This is a genomic window from uncultured Paraglaciecola sp., from assembly GCF_937123705.1.
Lineage (GTDB): Bacteria > Pseudomonadota > Gammaproteobacteria > Enterobacterales > Alteromonadaceae > Paraglaciecola.
Map to the genome: position 1 here is coordinate 1 of NZ_CAKZKO010000155.1, position 19,890 is coordinate 19,890.

General features: G+C 41.5%; 16 protein-coding genes. 5 read left to right on the forward strand and 11 right to left on the reverse strand.

What is annotated here, in order from left to right:
• Window positions 1-322: 322 nt before the first annotated feature.
• A complete protein-coding gene (gene pgi / locus Q0688_RS20965; RefSeq protein WP_299082078.1) occupies window positions 323-1,966 on the reverse strand; it encodes a glucose-6-phosphate isomerase in 1,644 nt (547 codons plus the stop codon).
• Between the two features lie 102 nt (window positions 1,967-2,068).
• Complete coding sequence (gene tal / locus Q0688_RS20970) at window positions 2,069-3,022, reverse strand: transaldolase (RefSeq protein ID WP_299082080.1); 954 nt, start codon at window positions 3,020-3,022, stop codon at window positions 2,069-2,071.
• Window positions 3,023-3,303: 281 nt separating this feature from the next.
• On the opposite strand from tal, the gene yaaA reads away from it, so the two are divergent.
• Together yaaA and Q0688_RS20980 are read left to right on the forward strand one after the other, a co-directional pair.
• The gene (gene yaaA, locus Q0688_RS20975) at window positions 3,304-4,077 is read left to right on the forward strand and encodes a peroxide stress protein YaaA (RefSeq protein ID WP_299082082.1); all 774 of its coding nucleotides are present in this window, start codon (window positions 3,304-3,306) and stop codon (window positions 4,075-4,077) included.
• A gap of 40 nt (window positions 4,078-4,117) precedes the next feature.
• Window positions 4,118-6,481 (forward strand): DNA polymerase II, encoded by a 2,364-nt coding sequence (locus Q0688_RS20980; RefSeq protein ID WP_299082084.1) that lies wholly within the window; start codon window positions 4,118-4,120, stop codon window positions 6,479-6,481.
• Between the two features lie 473 nt (window positions 6,482-6,954).
• Here Q0688_RS20980 and Q0688_RS20985 read toward each other — a convergent pair whose 3' ends face one another.
• The 3 genes from Q0688_RS20985 to ccoG form a co-directional block, all read right to left on the reverse strand.
• Window positions 6,955-7,578, reverse strand: a complete 624-nt coding sequence (locus Q0688_RS20985) for a thiol:disulfide interchange protein DsbA/DsbL (protein WP_299082086.1) — start codon at window positions 7,576-7,578, stop codon at window positions 6,955-6,957.
• A 95-nt stretch (window positions 7,579-7,673) separates the two neighbouring features.
• Window positions 7,674-8,639, reverse strand: coding sequence for a serine/threonine protein kinase (locus tag Q0688_RS20990; RefSeq protein WP_299082088.1), 966 nt, complete (start codon window positions 8,637-8,639; stop codon window positions 7,674-7,676).
• Window positions 8,636-10,075 carry a cytochrome c oxidase accessory protein CcoG gene (gene ccoG, locus Q0688_RS20995; protein ID WP_299082090.1) on the reverse strand — a complete coding sequence of 480 codons (1,440 nt, stop codon included), beginning with the start codon at window positions 10,073-10,075 and terminating at the stop codon, window positions 8,636-8,638. The genes Q0688_RS20990 and ccoG overlap by 4 nt, the downstream gene beginning before the upstream one ends.
• A 238-nt stretch (window positions 10,076-10,313) precedes the next feature.
• Here ccoG and Q0688_RS21000 point away from each other — a divergent pair, with 238 nt between their 5' ends.
• Window positions 10,314-10,679 (forward strand): hypothetical protein, encoded by a 366-nt coding sequence (locus Q0688_RS21000; RefSeq protein WP_299082092.1) that lies wholly within the window; start codon window positions 10,314-10,316, stop codon window positions 10,677-10,679.
• Between the two features lie 11 nt (window positions 10,680-10,690).
• Here the strand turns inward: Q0688_RS21000 and Q0688_RS21005 are convergent, their stop codons facing one another.
• From Q0688_RS21005 to Q0688_RS21015, 4 genes are read right to left on the reverse strand one after another with little or no spacing between them, the layout of a single operon-like run.
• Window positions 10,691-11,923, reverse strand: coding sequence for an ATP-binding protein (locus tag Q0688_RS21005; RefSeq protein ID WP_299082094.1), 1,233 nt, complete (start codon window positions 11,921-11,923; stop codon window positions 10,691-10,693).
• Window positions 11,924-11,928: 5 nt separating this feature from the next.
• Window positions 11,929-12,630 (reverse strand): response regulator, encoded by a 702-nt coding sequence (locus Q0688_RS21010; RefSeq protein ID WP_299082096.1) that lies wholly within the window; start codon window positions 12,628-12,630, stop codon window positions 11,929-11,931.
• On the reverse strand, window positions 12,630-13,004 hold the full coding sequence (locus tag Q0688_RS27685; RefSeq protein ID WP_367179824.1) for a DUF3019 domain-containing protein: 375 nt from the start codon (window positions 13,002-13,004) through the stop codon (window positions 12,630-12,632). The genes Q0688_RS21010 and Q0688_RS27685 overlap by 1 nt, the downstream gene beginning before the upstream one ends.
• Window positions 13,005-13,007: 3 nt before the next feature.
• Window positions 13,008-13,874: a MipA/OmpV family protein gene (locus Q0688_RS21015; RefSeq protein ID WP_299082098.1), complete on the reverse strand. Its 867-nt coding sequence runs from the start codon at window positions 13,872-13,874 to the stop codon at window positions 13,008-13,010.
• 237 nt (window positions 13,875-14,111) lie between these two features.
• Between Q0688_RS21015 and Q0688_RS21020 the strand changes: the two genes are divergently transcribed.
• A complete protein-coding gene (locus tag Q0688_RS21020) occupies window positions 14,112-16,100 on the forward strand; it encodes a beta-propeller domain-containing protein (RefSeq protein ID WP_299082100.1) in 1,989 nt (662 codons plus the stop codon).
• A gap of 91 nt (window positions 16,101-16,191) precedes the next feature.
• Window positions 16,192-16,746, forward strand: a complete 555-nt coding sequence (locus tag Q0688_RS21025; RefSeq protein WP_299082158.1) for a DUF3016 domain-containing protein — start codon at window positions 16,192-16,194, stop codon at window positions 16,744-16,746.
• A gap of 10 nt (window positions 16,747-16,756) precedes the next feature.
• Here the strand turns inward: Q0688_RS21025 and Q0688_RS21030 are convergent, their stop codons facing one another.
• Window positions 16,757-18,370: a diguanylate cyclase gene (locus Q0688_RS21030; protein WP_299082103.1), complete on the reverse strand. Its 1,614-nt coding sequence runs from the start codon at window positions 18,368-18,370 to the stop codon at window positions 16,757-16,759.
• The gene (locus tag Q0688_RS21035; RefSeq protein WP_299082105.1) at window positions 18,367-19,869 is read right to left on the reverse strand and encodes a bifunctional UDP-sugar hydrolase/5'-nucleotidase; all 1,503 of its coding nucleotides are present in this window, start codon (window positions 19,867-19,869) and stop codon (window positions 18,367-18,369) included. Before Q0688_RS21035 ends, Q0688_RS21030 begins: the two co-directional genes overlap by 4 nt.
• Window positions 19,870-19,890 lie beyond the last annotated feature (21 nt).

Consider the following 19,890-nt stretch of genomic DNA (forward strand, 5'->3'; position numbering starts at 1 on the left):
CGACTTTCTTTGGTGGCTACGCCACTGCTTTCTCGCCTGTAAAGTTTCAGCTGAAAATGGCTTATTTTAGGGACAAACGACCGTCACGGATTTAGTTTTATGACATACAAAACATAGAGTCACTGGGTTCCCGATAACAGCATTCGGGAACGACCTTAGTTGTTTTCACGGGGGTAGGTCGTCCTCGCGCATGCGGGGACCCAGCGACTTTACAGTTGCTTCAAACACGGATGGCGGAAGGTAGAATCACGCAGGAGCAGTTATCGAGAAGCCTGTAAGCGCCAGCGCATGCTTTTATGCCCTAACTGGCTTAAGGCCCCCCTTATCCATTCGTCTTTCTAAACTTACTGATCAACTGATTCGTCGACCCATCAAAGCCTAATTCGGCATCGGTGTTGACGAGTTTATCTAACACTTGATTACCTAACTCTTTACCGAGTTCTACACCCCACTGATCAAAGGAATTCACCCCCCAAATCGCGCCTTGAACAAATACTTTGTGTTCGTACATGGCGACCAACGCTCCTAGCGTTTTGGGATCGAGTTGTTGGAATAATAGGGTATTACTGGGTTTATTGCCGGGCATGGTTTTGTGGGTGGCAAGGGATTCAAGGGTGGTATCGTCCAAGCCTTTTGATGCGAGATCGGCTTTGCATTCCTCAAAGGTTTTACCTTGCATTAAGGCTTGGGTTTGACCAAAACAGTTTGACGCTAACATAGCGTGATGTGCTGCATTTTTATTGGGAACATTGAGGGGCAACATAAAATCTGCGGGTATTAAACTTGTACCTTGATGGATCAGCTGGTGGAATGAGTGTTGGCCATTGGTGCCTTCACTTCCCCAAATAATCGGGCCTGTGGCATAGTCGACTGCGGTTTGGGAGCCTGCGATTCGTTTACCGTTACTTTCCATGTCGAGTTGTTGCACATAAGCAGGGAAGCCTCTTAGGTAATGATAATAAGGCAATAACACCTGGCTTTGCGCATCGAAAAAGTTTACGTACCACACCCCAAGTAACGCTAAAATCATTGGCAGGTTTTGTTCCATAGGCGCGTTTTGGAAATGTTCGTCCATGTCAAACGCACCTTGCAACATAGCGCGGTAGTGGTCGTAGCCTATTGTTAATGCAATGGGCAAACCTATGGCCGACCAAAGTGAATAACGGCCGCCGACCCAATCCCATAAAGGGAAAATATTCTCTGCATCCATACCAAATTCGGTTGCGGCTTGGATATTTGATGACACCGCAATAAAGTGTTTGGCGATATCTTGTTGTGTACCGCCTTCCTCCAAGAACCACGCTTTGGCCGTTAAGGTATTTTGTAAGGTTTCTTGGGTAGTGAATGACTTAGATGACATCACCACTAAGGTTTCCCGGTGATCAATCGAGGCTAAAACATCTTGTATATGACAGCCGTCAACATTGGCCACATAGTGAACTTTTACCCCAGCAAACCAATAAGGTTTAAGGGCTTCTGACATGATTTTAGGGCCAAGAAAAGAGCCACCTATACCAATAGCTACAATTTCTTTTAGCGGTTTGCCGGTATAACCTTTACGTTTACCACTGTGAACACTTTTCACAAAGTCTTGAATTTTTTGTTGGCAGGCTAACACATCGGGCATGACGTCTTGTCCGTCTACCAACACAGGTTTGCCTGAAAAGTTACGTAAAGCAGTATGTAATACCGCACGTTGTTCGGTGTGATTGATTATCTCGCCTGCAAACATCGCCTGACGTTTTTTATTAACCTGACATTCTATTGCAAGTGCTTGTAAGGCTTGCATCACCTCATCTGTAATCAGATTTTTGGAGAAGTCTAACTCAATACCACAAGCACTTTTAGTCAACTTTTCAGCACGTTGTGGGTCTGCAGTAAACCAATCACGCATATGCTGGGCTTTTATTTGCGTGGCTATGTTTTCAAGGTTTTTCCACTCAGGTGATGCGGTTAGTGCTGTCATTTTATTTTCTCAATTTGGAGTAAAGATTAGATGCGGTGATTTCTTAGACTACAAAACAAAAAAAAGCGCCAAGTCCGACGCTTTTATTTGGCATAAGTTCGCTTATAGATAACTTCTTAACATAGTTTCTAGCTTAACTTGGTCGGCTGCAAAATTGCGAATACCTTCAGACAATTTTTCGGTGGCCATGGCATCTTGATTCATTTCCCAGCGGAACTGGGTTTCGGTTAACGGTGCACCTGGTGTTTTAGTGGTGCCGTTATCTCTTAACTTAACCGGCAAGGGAGCATTCGATTGTGACAACTCTTCCAATAAACCTGGGCCAATAGTTAAGCGGTCACAACCGGCTAATTCGGTGATTTCGCCAGTATTACGGAAGCTGGCACCCATAACCACGGTTTTGTAGCCATGATCTTTATAGTAATTATAAATTTTCGTAACAGATAACACGCCAGGATCATCGGCAGAAGTATAATCTGTTTTACCGGTACTCTTTTTAAACCAATCAAGAATACGGCCAACAAAAGGCGAGATTAAAAACGCACCGGCTTCGGCACAGGCTTGAGCCTGAGCAAAACCAAACAACAAAGTAAGATTACAGTTGATGCCTTCTTTTTCGAGCACTTCAGCGGCGCGAATGCCTTCCCAAGTAGAGGCCAATTTAATCAGAATACGGCTTTTGTCTATGCCGGCTTCTTTATACAGCGCAATCAATTTGTGGGCTTTTTCGATACTAGCGGCGGTGTCGAAGGATAAGCGAGCATCCACTTCAGTAGAAATGCGCCCCGGTACGATATTCACTATATCGGTGCCAATAGTCACAGATAATTTGTCACCTGCATCGATGATTTGCTGTTCGGCGTCAGTGGATTGTTGTTTCGCCCATGCAACAGCGTCTTCAAGGTGAGACTTGTACTGCGGCATCTCGGCAGCTTTAAGTAACAAAGATGGATTAGTTGTGGCATCGACCGGTTGGTACTTTTTAATGGCTTCAACATCGCCTGTGTCAGCCACAACTGTGGTGATGTCGCGTAGTGCTTGTAATTGGTTAGACATAGTATTCTCTGTAGGTAATGACGCTAAATTGCAATCACGTTGTTTTGCCTATAGCTTGTCAAAATTGTGAGTAAATTTACACTAGCAAGCTGGCATATCTTATGTGTGATTAATGATAACAAGAAAGTGCGAGGGGTTACCTTAAAAATATTTAAAGGATTCATTCTTAGCGAGGCTACAAGGCAAAGAAAATTCAAATCCAACTTGTATTTGCCAGTCTTTCCCACATATTGGCTACAGCAGTTTGTAAACTTCAGTTTATCATTACAGGATCTCATTACATGTTAGTTGTTATCTCGCCCGCCAAAAATCTCGACTATGACACCCCAGCGCCTACTAACGCTTTCACTCAGCCCGAGATGTTGGATGATTCACAAAGGTTAATTAAACACTGCCGTAAATTAAGCCCAGCTAAGATTGGCTCGTTAATGAAAATTAGCGACAAATTGGCAGGCCTAAACGCCGACCGTTATGCTAGTTGGCAGACCCCTTTTGGTGTGACTAATGCCAAGCAAGCGTTACTAGCCTTTAACGGCGATGTATACACAGGGCTGGACGCAGGCTCATTTAGTCAACAAGACTTCGACTACGCGCAACAACATTTACGCATATTGTCTGGATTATATGGTGTATTACGTCCACTCGATTTAATGCAAGCCTATCGATTAGAAATGGGTACTAAGTTAGATACAGGTAAAGATAAAAATTTGTATCAATTTTGGGATGAGCGCATTAGCCATAAGCTGAATCAAGCAATAAATAGCCAAGGAGATAATGTTTTGATTAACTTGGCCTCTAACGAATATTTTAAGGCGGTTAAACCTAAGGCGTTAGATGCAGATATTTACACACCTGTATTTCAAGACTGCAAAAATGGCCAGTACAAAGTGATCAGCTTCTTTGCCAAAAAAGCCCGAGGCATGATGGCTAGGTATATTCTGCAAAATCAATTAACAGAGGTGAAACAACTTCAAAATTTCGATACCGCTGGCTATCGTTATGCGCCTGAAAAAAGCCACGGTCAAGAGTTAGTATTTACCCGTGAAGAACAATAACTACTTTAAGCAAAATATTCTCTGTGGGTAATTGCAACTAATGCCAGACTCATTCGAGGGATTTATCCTAACCGCTCGTAGCATAGAGCGCCAAGGGAAAACCTATATTGAATGTTGGTTTCAGACTGAAAATGGTGTTGTAAAAGGTTGCTCTCCGGCCCAGCAGGGAGTGTTTTTTATTCATCAAGACGACGCACCTCTAGCCACACAGTTACTCGCCAAAGAAGGCATACAGCATAGCGTTAATCCCTTAGCGTTAAAGACCTTCGAACACCAAGGGGTCACTGCCGTGTATTTTGATAAGGTGCACGGGTTATTTAAGGCAAAAGCATTACTCAAGCAACACCACATCATTTGTTTTGAAGATGATATTCGCCTAACCGAGCGTTATTTGATGGAGCGTTTTGTCTATGGCAGTGCGGTTTTTACTGGGTCATCGGTGGCCACACCAAACGCTGCTAAGCATATTGAAATCACCCATATGCAATGTAAGCCTAGTAACTTTGTCCCCACATTTAGCCAGTTATCCATAGATATTGAATGCAGCGAGCAAGGCGAGTTGTTTTCAATAGGTTTGGCAAGCGACAGCTATCAAGCGGTGCTGATGATAGGCCAAGCTCAACAAGGGCCAGATTGGATCTCTTGGGTAGATAACGAAAAAGCCTTATTACAGCAATTTGTGAAACAAGTGGCACAAATCGATCCTGACATCATCATTGGCTGGAATGTGGTGAATTTTGATTTTCGTTTACTGATCAAACGCGCCGCTTTGCATCAGGTCGAATTAACCTTAGGACGAGATAACCAAGCTATTTTATGGCGGGATGCCAGAAATGAAGTGAATCAAGGGTATATCACTATGCCCGGCCGCGTAGTGGTAGATGGCATAGATGCCCTAAAAACAGCCACCTATCAGTTCGATAGTTTTAGCCTAGAAAACGTGGCACAAACCTTATTAGGCAAAGGCAAAAAGACCGACGATGTTGAGAACAGACTGGCGCAAATTGCACAGGATTTTAAACACAACAAAGTCAAATTAGCCGAATACAATTTGCAAGATTGCCAGATAGTATTGGATATTTTTGCTCACACTAAAGTGCTGGAATTTTTAACTCTACGCAGCCAATTAACCGGCCTTGAGTTAGACAGAATGGGCGGATCTGTCGCGGCTTTTGTTAATTTGTATTTACCCAAATTACATCGAGCAGGCTATATCGCACCCAATCGCCCAGAGGATGGTGGCTTAGCCAGTCCTGGTGGTTATGTGATGAATTCCAAACCTGGGTTATATCAAAATGTGTTGGTGCTGGATTTTAAGAGCTTGTATCCGTCAATCATGCGCACCTTCAAAATAGACCCACTTGGATTAGTAGAAGGGTTAAAGTCACCAGAAGATGCCATAGAAGGTTATCGCGGCGCTAAATTCAGCCGTGATAAACACTTTTTACCCGACATTATTACCTCGCTGTGGCAGCAACGAGACCAAGCTAAAAAAAACCAAGACGCAGCGCGCAGCCAAGCCATTAAAATTTTAATGAACTCATTTTATGGGGTATTAGGCTCAGGTGGCTGCCCTTTTTATGACACCCGCTTAGCCAGCTCTATCACTATGCGTGGCCATGACATTATGCAAACCACAGCAAAATGGATAGAGCAGGCAGGTTATCAAGTGATTTATGGGGATACCGATTCGACCTTTGTATGGTTAGACGGAGAATATAGCAGCCAACAAGCTAATCAGATTGGCCAGTCGCTGGTCTTAGATATTAACCAAAAATGGCAGCAGACTATCCAGCAAGAGCATAAGCTAAGCTGTGAACTCGAAATCGAATTTGAAACCCATTTTAGTCAATTTCTCATGCCCACCATTCGCGGCTCAGAGCTCGGCAGTAAAAAACGCTATGCCGGTGTTAAAACCAGCAAAGAGGGTGATGAATTGGTATTTAAAGGTCTAGAAACCGTGCGCTCAGATTGGACTCAATTGGCGAAGGATTTTCAACTTAAGTTATACAAAATGGTGTTCAAGGGACAAAACGTAAGCGATTACTTACACGAAATCATTGACGAAACCTGGGCCGGTAAACTTGATGACAACTTAGTTTATCGTAAACGTATTCGCCGCAGATTGGATTTGTATGTTAAAAATGTACCGCCACATGTAAAGGCCGCGAGGCTGGCTGATCAACAAAATCAGGCACTGGGAAAACCCCTTAAATACCAACACAAAGGTTGGATTGCGTACGTAATCACCCTCAACGGCCCCGAACCCATAGAATACCTCAGCAGCCCCATTGATTACGAACACTACGTAGACAAACAAATCAAACCCATAGCCGAAGGTATTTTGCCCTTTATCGGTTTATCCTTTGCCGATATGACCAGCAAACAAATGGGATTGTTTTAGAACGGCATTTATTCGAGGGAAGCGCTAAAGATAGAGCATCGGCTGCGCCGACTTTCTTTGGTGGCTACGCCACTGCTTTCTCGCCTGTAAAGTTTCAGCTAAAAATGGCTTATTTTAGGGGCAAATGGCCGTCACGGATTTAGTTTCATGACATACAAAACATAAAGTCACTGGGTTCCCGATAACAGCATTCGGGAACGACCTTAGTTGATTTCACGGGGGTAGGTCGTCTTCGCGTATTCTGGGACCCAGCGACTTTACAGTTGCTTCAAGTGCGGATGGCGGAAGGTAGAATAACGCAGGAGCAGTTATCAAGATGCCTGTAAGCGTTAGCGCATGCTAGTTTATGCCTTAGTGGGCGCTGCCCTCTCTTGCAGGTTTCGAATTAATAAAGCTAAAGATAAAAAAACAGCATCAAATCAAAGATTTGATGCTGTTTTGAATCTAATTTTTGCGAAGCTAGAAACTACTTCCTATTTCTTATTCGATAAAAACACAATCAAATCAACCATATCCGCTTGGTTCATGTCGCGGGTGAAGGTGGCTTGGAATTTACCGTTTACAATAAAGGTGGGTACACTGCGAACGTGTTTACGGTATTGTTGAATCGCTTTGTTGTTCATTTTTAAGCGGCTATTGACCCCAAAACTTTTCATCATTTTGTCGAATTCTGCTGCTTCAACGCCGTTTACAACAAAGATATTCTTTAAGTCTTTGATGCCAGCCAATGATGAACGAGATACATGAATATAATTAAAAATGGCTTTATTAAGCTCGGTATCTCTTTTCAGTTCTCTGCCTATCATCATGGCTTTGGTGGCATCGTCTTGAATGGCAGCGCTGGTAAAGCCCATAAAGTTTACGTGGACTTTTTTAAATTGCACGTCATCGGCAAGTTCACTTTTGATATCTTTAACTATGGGTTCAAATCTAAAGCAGTGTGGGCACCAGAATGAAAAGAACTCTAATACTTCTTTCTTGTCAGTCGCTGTATCAGAAATAACAGTATAATGTGTGCCTTCACGCCATTTCTCTTGGGCGCAGGCCTGAAGTGGCAATAACAACATAACACTTAGGATCAATAATATTTTTTTCATAACTTCTCACAACTCATTTTAAAATTATTTGCAGATTAGCATAGCTGATAGGAATTGCCGATAGCATTATGTAACCAGTGATGAATTAGTGGCGTTTACAAAGCTAAAGGTGGCTCTTGTAATGATGAAAACTGTTCCTTGAGGCCTAGAACTTGCTGCTCCCAGTATTTGGGGTCGGCAAACCAAGGAAAGGCTTGTGGAAATGCTGGATCTTGCCAGCGTTTTGCAAGCCATGCCATGTAGTGCACCATGCGCATGGCGCGCAACGGTTCGATTAAAGCCAATTGGGTGTTATCGAAGTCGCAAAACTCTTGGTAGGCTTCGATTAAGGTGTCCATTTGTATAAATTGTTGTTGCCTGTCGCCAGATAACATCATCCATAAGTCTTGAATGGCAGGCCCATTTCTGCAGTCGTCTAGATCAACAAAAGTCGGGCCATCGCGCCATAAAATATTGCCTGGATGACAGTCGCCGTGCAGTCTAATGTTGGCTGAACCTTCGTATAGTGATAGAGCTAAATCCACAACTTGCTGTAAAATGGTGAAAAAGGGATTGTGCAAGCTTGAAGGAATAAGGGAGCTACTCTGTAATTCTTGCAACGGTAAAAGCAAATGCTCTTGGGTACTAAAAGTGGGCCTATGGATAAACTTAGCACTTTTGGCAACGGCATGAATACGACCAATAAAACGCCCCATCCACTCGAGGTGATCTAAATTATCTACTTCAAATTGCCTGCCACCAACTGATGGAAACAGAGCGAAATAGAACCCCTCATGGCTATGTAGGCTTTGCCCATTATGACGCATGGGGGCGACAACGGGAATTTCATGGGAGGCCAACTCTATTGAAAAATCATGTTCTTCTTGAATTTGTGCTTGGCTCCAACGCTGGGGCCGATAAAACTTGGCAACATAGCGTTTTTGATCTTGGGCGACAAATTGATACACCCTGTTTTCGTAACTATTGAGTGCCAACAAGCCAGATTCAACCAAAATGCCTTGAGATTCAATCGCATCGAGAATTAAGTCGGGATTGAGCCCAGAGAAATCAAAAGTACTCACAAATCGGGATACAAGAACTTACTGATTTCTTGCACCTTAACGGGGCTGTGGCTGGCATCGATTGACTCTACTCTAAAGTTGAACTCTGTGGACTCTTTGGTTAGCTTGTTTGGGTTAATAGCAATACTTAACGGTACGTTCAATACTTCCCCACCAGCTACTGTTGCTTCATTTTCTCCAATATAAGTATGGCCCTCAAGATTATCAACATATATACGATAGTGCTGGGTGAACTGAGATTTATTGAGAATTTTTAAGGTAAATATATTTTCAATTAGCCCGTTTCCTGTTTCGCGATATAAGGGCACTCTGTCTTTTATAATATCAATTTCTAAAGGTTTTCTGGATAGGATTTCAGCCACTAGCAAGCCACACATTAAGGTTAATACCAGAGCATAACCGATTAATTTGGGTCTAAATATTTTTGTCGTGCCACCCGCCAATTCTGTTTCTGAGGTGAAGCTGATTAAGCCTTTGGGATAATTCATTTTTTCCATAACACCATTGCAAGCATCCACGCAGGCACCGCAGTTGATACATTCGTATTGCAAACCGTTGCGGATATCTATACCAGTTGGGCAAACTTGCACACATAAATTACAATCGATACAGTCACCTAAGTTATTCTGTTGATTTTCTTCACGACTGACTTTGCGCCCTCTGGGACCACGTTTTTCTCCTCTTGAAGTATTATAAGCCACAGTAAAAGTATCTTTATCGAACATAGCCGATTGGAAACGAGCATATGGGCAGATATGGGTACACATGATTTCACGCATCCAGCCGGCATTTCCGTAAGTACAGAGCGTAAAAAATAACACCCAAAAAACGAGCCAAAAACTACTCGAAAAAGTGAAAAACTCTATAAATAGTGTGCCGATCGGGGTGAAGTATCCTACAAAAGTAAGCGAGGTTAATAAGGCAGTGCCGACCCAAGCAAAGTGCTTTAGGGTTTTGCGCCACATCTTGTCAAAGTCCATGGGTCTTTGATCTAGCTTCATACGTTTGTGGCGACTGCCTTCAATTTTTTCTTCAAACCAGATGAATATAAAGGTCCAAGTAGTTTGTGGGCACATAAATCCGCACCAAACACGACCCGCAAAAGTAGTGACAAAAAATAGCGCAAAAGCGGCCACCATCATAATCCACGCCAGTAACGTTAAATCCTGAGGCCATAAAGTTAAGCCAAAAATATTAAAGCGTTGTGCGCTTAAATCGAACAGTATTGCTTGAGCGCCATTGAACTGTATCCAAGGAAGTATCGCAAAACTCCCTAAAAAAAATAATCCAAAAAATCGACGAATATTTTCCAGCATACCCGTCACTGCGCGTACGTATATTCTATTACGCGGCGTGTAGGTGTTGTCGTGTTTACTGGTATCTGGTCGATGTACTTTTACGGGTGAGATGTTTTTGACCGGAATTCGCTCACTCATTAGATATCCTTGGAAAAATCAAAAGAAAGTTAGAGCATAATGGTTAAATGTGCTCTGAAATCTGAGGTATTGTATCAGTATGTTTATCCTTGTGCTTGATCCCTATCATGATTTTTGGCCAATATTGCTATGGTATTCGTGATTATCACAAAGCATAACAATTGGTTATGTTTTTGAGCGCTTTTTTAACGTAATATAGGGGCATTATGATATTTGAATAGTTTTCGAGTCGCGCTACATGTTGCGTTTTATAGTGGTTACCTTTGAAGTTTTGGCGTTGATAGTTATTTTACGCAGCGCTTTTGTGCAGTTTTGGTTGTCTGATGTGCAAACCAGTACATCAGAGTGGATGGAAGGGATCTCACTGACCATAGATAATCAACAGTTGACTAAATTCAGAGAAGACATATCAACTCAAATGCAAGATTTAAGTGAATCCCAGACCGAGTATTTGCTTAAAATTACCAGTTCCAAAGCAGCGCTCCATAAATTTAATCTACTTTATTGCCATGCAGGAGATAAAAACCCGTATATATACGGTACCAATCTGCGGTATGTTTGCGGTGAAATATACCGCAAAGAGATTTTAAAAGAATATAAATAACCTGTTGCAGCTTAATTGAAAGGGCTAGGTAAGCTAATAATAAACTTGGCTCCGCCCAATTTACTGTCGACTACAATGCAATCTCCTTGATGCCAATCAACAATTCTTTTTACAATTGCTAAGCCAAGACCCGCACCACCTTTTTGCCTATCGCGACTTTCATCGGGACGAAAAAACGGTGAAAATATCTTTTTCCGCATTGCCTTAGGTACGCCTCTACCATCGTCTTCTACACAAATCTGAATCACATCTTGTTGTTTGATAATACGTATTTGTAACATCTGATTTGCATAGCGTTTGCCGTTTAATACTAAATTTTCTATGGCACGTTCGATAAAATGCTCGTCGGCTAGAACGTGGGCATCATCACCAAACACCTCGACCTTTAAGTTGGCCAGATGGCTATCTTTCAAGCGATTTATTAATTGCTGGCACAATTGTTTGATGGGAATTTCAGCTAAGTTCATCTCGGGTATACGAGCATCGGTACTGGCGTAATCGAGCATTTCTTGTACCAGATTTTCTAACTCGTTTACGTCCTGTTGCATACCTTTCCAAGGTTCGCTTTGTTCAGAAGGTGCCATGGCTAAAGCAAACTTTAATCTGGCAAGCGGTGTGCGAAACTCGTGTGTTACTGCTCCACTAAGCTCTCTTTGATTTTGCATCAGTTGTTTGATTTGCAGCCCCATACTGTTAAGTGATTTTGCAATAGGGTAAATCAATGAGGTGGGGCTAATGTGATTTTGTACAATGCCGCCATCAGGCATGACCTTAGAGACGGTTTTTTCAAGATTAGATAAGTCTCGCCATAATGGCCAGATCCAAAAGGCAATCACAGCACCTAACAACAAAAAAAACAGGATGCTGTATGTCAAAAATTGCCCTGAATCGGGTCGGGTAACCGGTAAAGATATTTCTAAGAGCTGCGTGTTGTTATCCAAAATGTATATGTATTCAGAAATATCTGAGTCACTTAGGACTATGGCCAAACCGCTATTTAGCTTGCCTAAATTATCTTCTGACCAAGCAATATCGCCTATATCGAGTACTTTGTAAGTACCACCTAAGGTCTGAATGAAGTTTGGCATATTCACATTTTGTTGTTTAGCCGCTTCGAATACAGGGCCTAACAGTTGGGTTGCAGATGTTTCTGATTGGGTGAAAAATATGCGTTCTAGGCCCGCGCTCAAACCGACTAACGAAAGAGCGATAAACAAATACAAACTAACAAATAGGCGAGCCATTGTGGTTAGTCATCCCATGCATCTGCGACAAAAAAGAAACCTTTGCCCCAAATGGTTTTAATTCTATAAGGGTGTTGGCTATTGTCTTGTAGCTTTTTACGTAGGCGAGAAATACGCACATCGGCACTGCGATCTAATCCGTCATATTCCCGTCCAATCACCTCTTTATACAAGGTTGTGCGGTCGACTAAAGTTGAAGGGTTTTCAGCCAATTTCCATAACATGTCAAACTCATGGCTGGTTAATTGCACATCTTTGCCTTGAAGATGGGCTGAGCGCGTTGAACGTTCAATGGTAAGTTGTCCGTATTGCAAAGTTTGGTTGCTAATATTGGAATGCTTAGGTTCGGTATTTCGCCGTAACAATGCGTTGATCCTCGCCAGTAACACTCTTGGTTCAACTGGTTTAATGATGTAATCGTCGGCGCCTATTTCTAAACCAAACACTTGGTCAAAATCATCATTTTTCGCTGTCATAAATAATAAAGGCCCAGAGTAAAAGGGTCTTATTTTATTACACAAAGTAAAGCCATTATCGCCAGGTAACATTACGTCCAAAATCAATATGTCGGGAGGCGAAGTCTGAATATGTTGCAATAAAGTGTCGCCATTGGCTAAACGTTGCACTTTAAAATCTTGTTCACGTAAATATTGGCTAATAAGACTGCTTAAGCGCTCGTCATCTTCCACTAATAATACTTGTTTCATTAAAAAAGACTCCATGGAGGACGGATCCGCCTACGTTGAGCATGTGGTTCAAGGTATTTGATCATTAAGGTTTTAGAAAGAATAGTTTGTTGCGCCATATTTTTTAATTCAAGCAGTGAGTTCTGCGTTATTGAAATGGAGGTTTCTTTATAAAAGTGGGATTGTTGAGAACAGCTTAACAACTTACCTTCAAGAAAAAGACAAAGTCGTTCTGGGGGCAAATCTTCAGTTTCTATACTAAATGTGAGTTGGCAGGTGTCACCTAGACGCTTAGCGACACAAGTATTAGGCTGTATTGTCCAGACAGGTGTTTGCGCGCAGATCTGGCTGCACCAAATGACACCTGTAATCAATACCGCTATTCTCAAATCCACAGCCTAATCAAAACGATACGCTACACCTAAAAATGCATTAAGTATGTTATTTTTTTCTACTAGCGGACTACCAGTGAGTGACTGAGGCAGTCTCCGATAACCGATATTTGCAAGCCAAGACCAGTTTTCATTTATCGGCTGTTGGGCCTGTAACGAAATGTAAGGCTGCCATCCAGCTTCGCCTTTAAAATGCAGTTCTTTAAGTTCGGTATCCCGCACTGAAACACCGTAATAGTAGTCAATTAAGCGCGCACTTTTCCAGTCGACGCCTAGCGATATGCCAAAACGAAAGTCATGCCAAAGCCATCTGTGCTTATATTGTACACCGGCCTGTTGGCCTTGATGTACATTACTAATATCTTGCTGAAAAGATAGTTGCCATTCACCGTTTGATAAAAAGTAGTGGCCCCGAATGCCTCCGTTGATGGCCCATTTTCGGCTGGCCACATCATCAATAGAAAAGCTGCGTTCGGTGTTGATGATTTCATTATCGGGTGAGTCGACAATGTCGGATGAATCGGGTTTATCAGGTGCAACGGAGTTAGTCGAACCATTAGATGGCACTAAGAAGTTTGCTGGATGCAAAAAACTAAAATATGCGCTTTCTCGTTCGAGGTTGATAAAGGTTTCAAAAGAAAATTTTTGCTGGCTAAGCCATTGATACCCTAGTTCACCATTATCAAAGTAGGCTTTCTCTGCGTACCAAGCAATGTCTGGTAATAGCACTAAAGGAATATCGTCTCCATCCACCAGTGGATTGGTTTTAACACCTACGCCTAATGCTATGCCAAGTTGCCAACTACTTTCATCGATACAGTATTCTCCTCGAGTGCAGGCTAATGCTGTGCTCGAAGCGAGTATAGATATCAAAGAGAGGATACGAAAAAACACCATGTACAAAAAACAACATCTCAAACGAGTAATGTGGGTAGCCTAGCAGAGTTTACATGCTAGTTGTTGAGGGGTTACAAATATTCACAATTAGATGCAAATTTATGCATATATACTCGGTCACATTTATTACACTAATGTCATTGTTCACATAAATGGTACTTGATTATGATCCACTCGAAAAAGCGTCGAAGCAGTGACTATAGGTATTTTGCAATGCCATTTATTCCTGTCATATTTCTATTGGCGGCATGTTCTGGTGATTCTACCCAAGTGGCAGATGAACCTCCAATTAGGATTGACCCCGTAATTGAAAGGCCCACAGAGCCGCCTTTGGTTAATTCGGCTACTGCATTCGATGGTCCATTAGTGAAAGCGGATCAAGCGTCTGCTAGTCGCTTTATTAAAAATGGCATTTATTCAGCCACGTTAAATTACGTTAACTCCTTTAAAGATGAAGGGGCTAATCCTACCGCGACCCAAGACTCTAGCAGCGCGACGGGGGACTTCTCAACAACTAATACCCAAGAGTCTGGGGTAGATGAAGCAGACCGAATTGAATACGATGGGCAAACACTCTATCTGGCAGCATATCCACAATGGCATGGCGAAACGACCGAACCAGCGAAAATTAGAGTGTTAAATAGGCAAGACGATTTCTCATTAGAATCAATGGCTGAATTGCCGGTTTTAGAAAAAGATTCTCACATAGAAGGCATGTATCAGCACAATGATAGGTTAGCGGTACTGAGTACGACGGCTCAATTTTACGCTGTTGATATTTTATTTGCGCCCACTCCATGGATCCCAAGTGATCAGAAACTCAGCTTAGATATTTACAACACTGCTATACCTAGTAATCCCTCTACTGTAAGCAACATTAAAATAGACGGAAATATGATCTCAAGTAGGCGAATTGGCGATGCTGTTTACTTAGTCACTAGCTATACCGCCTATGTTGATGGGCTAAAGCTTGATGCAATAACCGATGCAGAAATATTGGCCAATTACTTAACTATTTTGAATACCCCTGACTCGCAACTGATGCCGAAAATATACCGAGATGGCGACCAAGGTACGCCCTTACATGGCATTGAGGAATGTGTTATTCCCAGTCAAGCCACCGATAAAGATGGTTATGCGCAATTACTATCAATCACTAGAATTAGCTTGACCGATCCTAATGATTATCAGTCACGCTGCATTAGCTCAGTGGCAGAGATGGTGTACATGTCTGAAGTTAACTTGTACTTAGGTTCATCTGTTACAGAAGAAACCATTTTGCACAAGGTGTCACTGGACCAAAATTTAACTTATCAAGCGACCGGCAAGGCTCAAGGGATAATAGGGTGGCGTAGTGCACCAAATTTACGGTTAAGTGAGAAGGATGGGTATTTAAGGATTGTCTCAACCACTTATTCTAAACAAGGGCCAGAACATAAGTTGTCGATATTGAACCAGCAAGGAGGCGAGCTGAAAGTTGTAGCAACGCTGCCCAATGAGGGATCGCCAGAGCCTATAGGTAAGCCCGGTGAGGATATCTATGCGGTGCGATTTTTAGGCGACAGAGCGTATATAGTCACCTTTGAAAGAATCGACCCACTTTATGTTATCGACTTAGCCAACCCAAATGCTCCTAGTGTGTTAGGTGCGTTAGAGATCCCAGGATTTTCCAACTATTTACATCCTTTGGACAATGGCTACCTGCTTGGTGTTGGTCAACAAGTGAATGTAAATAATATTCCAGAAGATGGACGAGTAACTATCCAGCCTGTAATTCAGGAAGGGATGAAAGTGAGTTTGTTTGATGTAACGGATCCAAGCCATCCAGTAGAAGTGAATAGCCTTGTTAAACTAGGAGGTTATACACCAGTTGAATACGACTATAGAGCATTAACAGTACTGAATACTGACGGTAACTATAAATTTGCGTTGCCGACAGAAAGTTGGAATTTTCGAGCCAATGACAGAGAAGGAGCTTGGGTATCTTCTTTTAGTTTGATGTTACTTGAGGTTGATACTAGGAGTAACAGCCCTGAATTAATTAAACGCTCAGAAATTCGCCCAAGTCTACAAACTGAGTCTTATGTAAATGGCGCACAAGACAGAAGCGTGATCCACGGAGACAATGTGTATTACATACACGGTAATCATGTATGGCAATCAACTTGGGCTGAAAAAGCCGCGGTGTTCGGGCCATATTAGACTAAAAGGCTGAATACATAGGGTATTAATTCAGTATGTATTCAGGTGATATTAGTGATAATGGCAGATACCTAAATATGGGGAGAGTATGATGAAATTATTAACTGGCGTATTTTTTGGTGCGATGACACTTGGTTTTTCTGGTGAGCTTATGGCTCAAAATGAAGTTGAGATTGAATGGGACCATCCAGAGAAATATCGTGATGTTAGACCTAGTTCTGAGTCACGTAAAAGGTTTAGAGCCGCAACCTTCAAACATATTAACGAGTATATGAATGAGCTGGCAGTGACATTACCTGAAAATAACAAATTGACAATGAAAGTGAGCGATCTTGATTTGGCGGGTGAAGTTTGGCCGGCCTCATTTGTTGGTTTGGGACCGAGTGCTTCAGATGTGCGAATTATTAAACAAATTGATATTCCTAGGATCCACTTTAGCTACCAATTGCTGGATGAGTCAGGTGACGTGCTGCAACAAGCAGAGGTTAAACTTAAAGATATGTCTTTTCTCGACAGCAGTAACCGTTTCTATAAAAGTGATAGGTTAGGTTACGAAAAAAATATGTTAAGACGTTGGTTTGAAAAGGAATTTCAAGAGAGAATTGGTAAAGCGAAAAATGCTGAGGATAAAGTAGCGGCTAATTAACCTGTATCGTTTAGGAATACAGGAGCCATGAGTTTTTACCATTTTCTTTAGCTTGATACAAAGCGTTATCTGCATGCTTAATAATGGTTTCTTGATCTAATAAAATAGTGGGGTTTGAGCTAGCTATACCAATACTCATAGTCACATAATCTGCCACATTGCTGTATTTATGTGGCAGTGCGTTGTGTTTCATTTGTGCAATAATATGTGTAGCTATCTTGATAGCCCCCTGTGAATCGGTATTTGGCAATACACACACAAATTCTTCACCACCATACCTAGCTACAAAATCACTCTCTCGAGGCAGTGAATCAGTAATGATTTTGGAAACATTTTTTAGACATTGATCACCAGCAATATGACCATAGTTATCGTTATATAGTTTGAAACAATCAATATCCATAAGCAGAATACTCACATGAGATTTTTGCCTAGAACACAACTCAATATCATGTCTTAGGCGGATATCTAATGCTCTTCTGTTGGCGATACCTGTGAGTCCATCGGCCATAGAAAGCTTCTTAAGCTCTCGCTTTTGCAAGTCAATTGTTTGGGTGAACTCTTTAAAAGCGGCTGCCAAATCAGTGATTTCATCATTTCCATCTAGCATGGTTTTATATTCAAAGCCTTGAGTTTTGTTGCGTACTATTAGATTAAAAATACGGATCCTTTTAAGTACTCGTTGCTGAAATAAAATCACTGTAATTATCAAGATAACAACCCCCCCCGCCAATAGATATTCCATGAGTTGAGTTTGTTGTTTCATTTCTTTTACTGATGACGCTACTTTTAAGGTGATATTTTGTTCGGTTTCTTTGGTAACAAACTCCATTTGTGCCACGTAATCCACAATTAAATTATGCACAAAATTTTCTCTACCTAAAGTTCTACCTGCTAAACGCAGAGCTTTTATTTTTAAAGCTTGTAGCCCATCCTCTGCAAAAAGTAGGGCCTCTAGCTGAGTTGTTAACCGCTGTCTTTTATCATTATTTTGTTGATTAGCAGCACTTGCTCTCAATTCAACAAGTTGTTTTTTTAATTGAAGAAATAGAAACCTGACGCGCTGTAGTTTGTCTTCATTTAATACTCTACTTACATTCACTAAAGCTTGAGAAAATCCAAGTATCCAAGTTGAAGGGCTATGCTTTTCGATAATAGTGGCCTGAAGATTAAGCTCATACATTTGTGCTTCTACTAACGCAATGCTATCAAAAGTCTGTATTCGCTCTTCTATCAGTGTTGAAAACTCGTCTAACTCAAAAGCAATGGTGTTGAGTTGCGTATCTAGAAACTCATTTGCGAGAATGTCTTTTGACGCTTTTCTAGTACTATTAAGGTTTTCTTGCAGCTGTTGTTCCGCCAAGCGTTTCGACGCAAAAGAAGAAGATCGTGATAAAAGTTGTTTGGACTCTATAAGTGAAGTGGCTTGACTGTATAACTGACCAATTTGTATCAGTTTAGGCATAGACTTATTAGAGACAAAAGTCAGCGTTGACTCAAAACTAAGCAAACGGGTAAAACTAAAGTAACTAAGCAGAACAAAAACAAATAATACGCTTGCCAATCCTATGCTAAACACTGTTACCAATGAGATACGCGCACGTTTTTCCACTGCTTCCGTCATTCAGTAACCTGCAATATTCGATTTTCGATCACTGGGGAAATTGTTTTTTGCTGTTGGATCATACGGGTGACTATATAAGAGAGTATCGGAGAGTTTTGAGCGAATTGATTAAGATGCTCTGCGTTGATAAATGCATCATATCCATCGCCACCTTTTGCCAAATAGTCTGTGGTAGCGACCGAATATTTTTGTACTGGATCTAACAATTTGCCATTGATGTAAACGCTCTGAACCCGTTCACCTATAGGCTTATTAATGGAATATGTAAAAGATAAGCCAGATACCTGCAAAAAACGCCCTTCCGTATCTTCAGCTGTGCTGACACTATTTTCTAGTGCCTGTTTTACTTGCTTACCGGTTACGGATAAAACAGCGATATGACTTCTAAATGGGATCTCGGTAGCAATATCTCGTAGGGTGATTGTGGTCCCCTTAGTATATGCTTTGTCGCCTCTTATCCCTCCTGAATTCATCATCCCAATGTCTGCCTTGGCATAATGTTTCAGTGCGTCGGCTACAAAATTTCCAAAAGGCATTTCTTTAGTGCGTATGAGGTGTTTAGAGGTGAGGATTTCAACGCCGAAGATACCAATTTTTTGATTGAGTAATCGATTAAGTCGTTGATTATACTCGTCGATCAAAATTGAAGTGGTTGGTTTGCTAGGACTGAATGAAATGTCATTCTGTGACTTCTTAATATCAAGACTTTCTTCAAGATTGCCAGCATTCCAACTTATCCTCAGCAAAATTATGGGTTCAATGCTTGAAATCGCAAATACGTTACTTTCTTGAGATGGAGTGGGCCGGCTTTCAGAAGTTGAACTAACCCGTAAAGCAAAATTTATTTGATGTTCGGACAGAAGGCTTTGGTAATAATCTCGCTCTTTAGAATAAATCAGTACTATTAGCTCAGCACCTTGTTGTTTGAGGTGAGCAATCTGTTGTTGGATGATTTGCTGAGGTTCAAACACTTTGATCCTTTTTAGTAGGTATTGTTCGATCACTTCTTCATCCAAAATCGATAAAAAACCTATTTTCACATTATTTTTTTCGACAATTAGGCTGGTTAAAATACCTTCTAGGTTACTCTTAATTAGAGGATCATAAAGATTACTGCTAACAATAGGGAAAGCGGCCTCATATGACCTTAGGGTGAGTTCATCCTCGAAATAACTAAATTCCTGTTTAGTGAGTGTCATCAAGTCGGGTTCGAGGGTATTTAAAATGTCTATGATATGTGAACCTTTATCTAAGCTGGATAAAGGACTAGGGCCTAAACTGCCACCGCCAAAAGCAAAAACGGTAGGAGAAATTTCGGCTCGTAAACTATCGAGTAAAGCAGCAATGTCGGGGTAAGTACCGTAGGTAGACACACCTATGTCAGGCATTCTGCCGGCAAACACTAGGTTTAAATGCTTTTTATCAGAGGATGCAGCACTTGTTACCGTGCTTAACAGTAGTAAATAAAGAACGCCTAATAGCCGAAAACTTATGAACAATTCTATTTTCCATAATAGTTA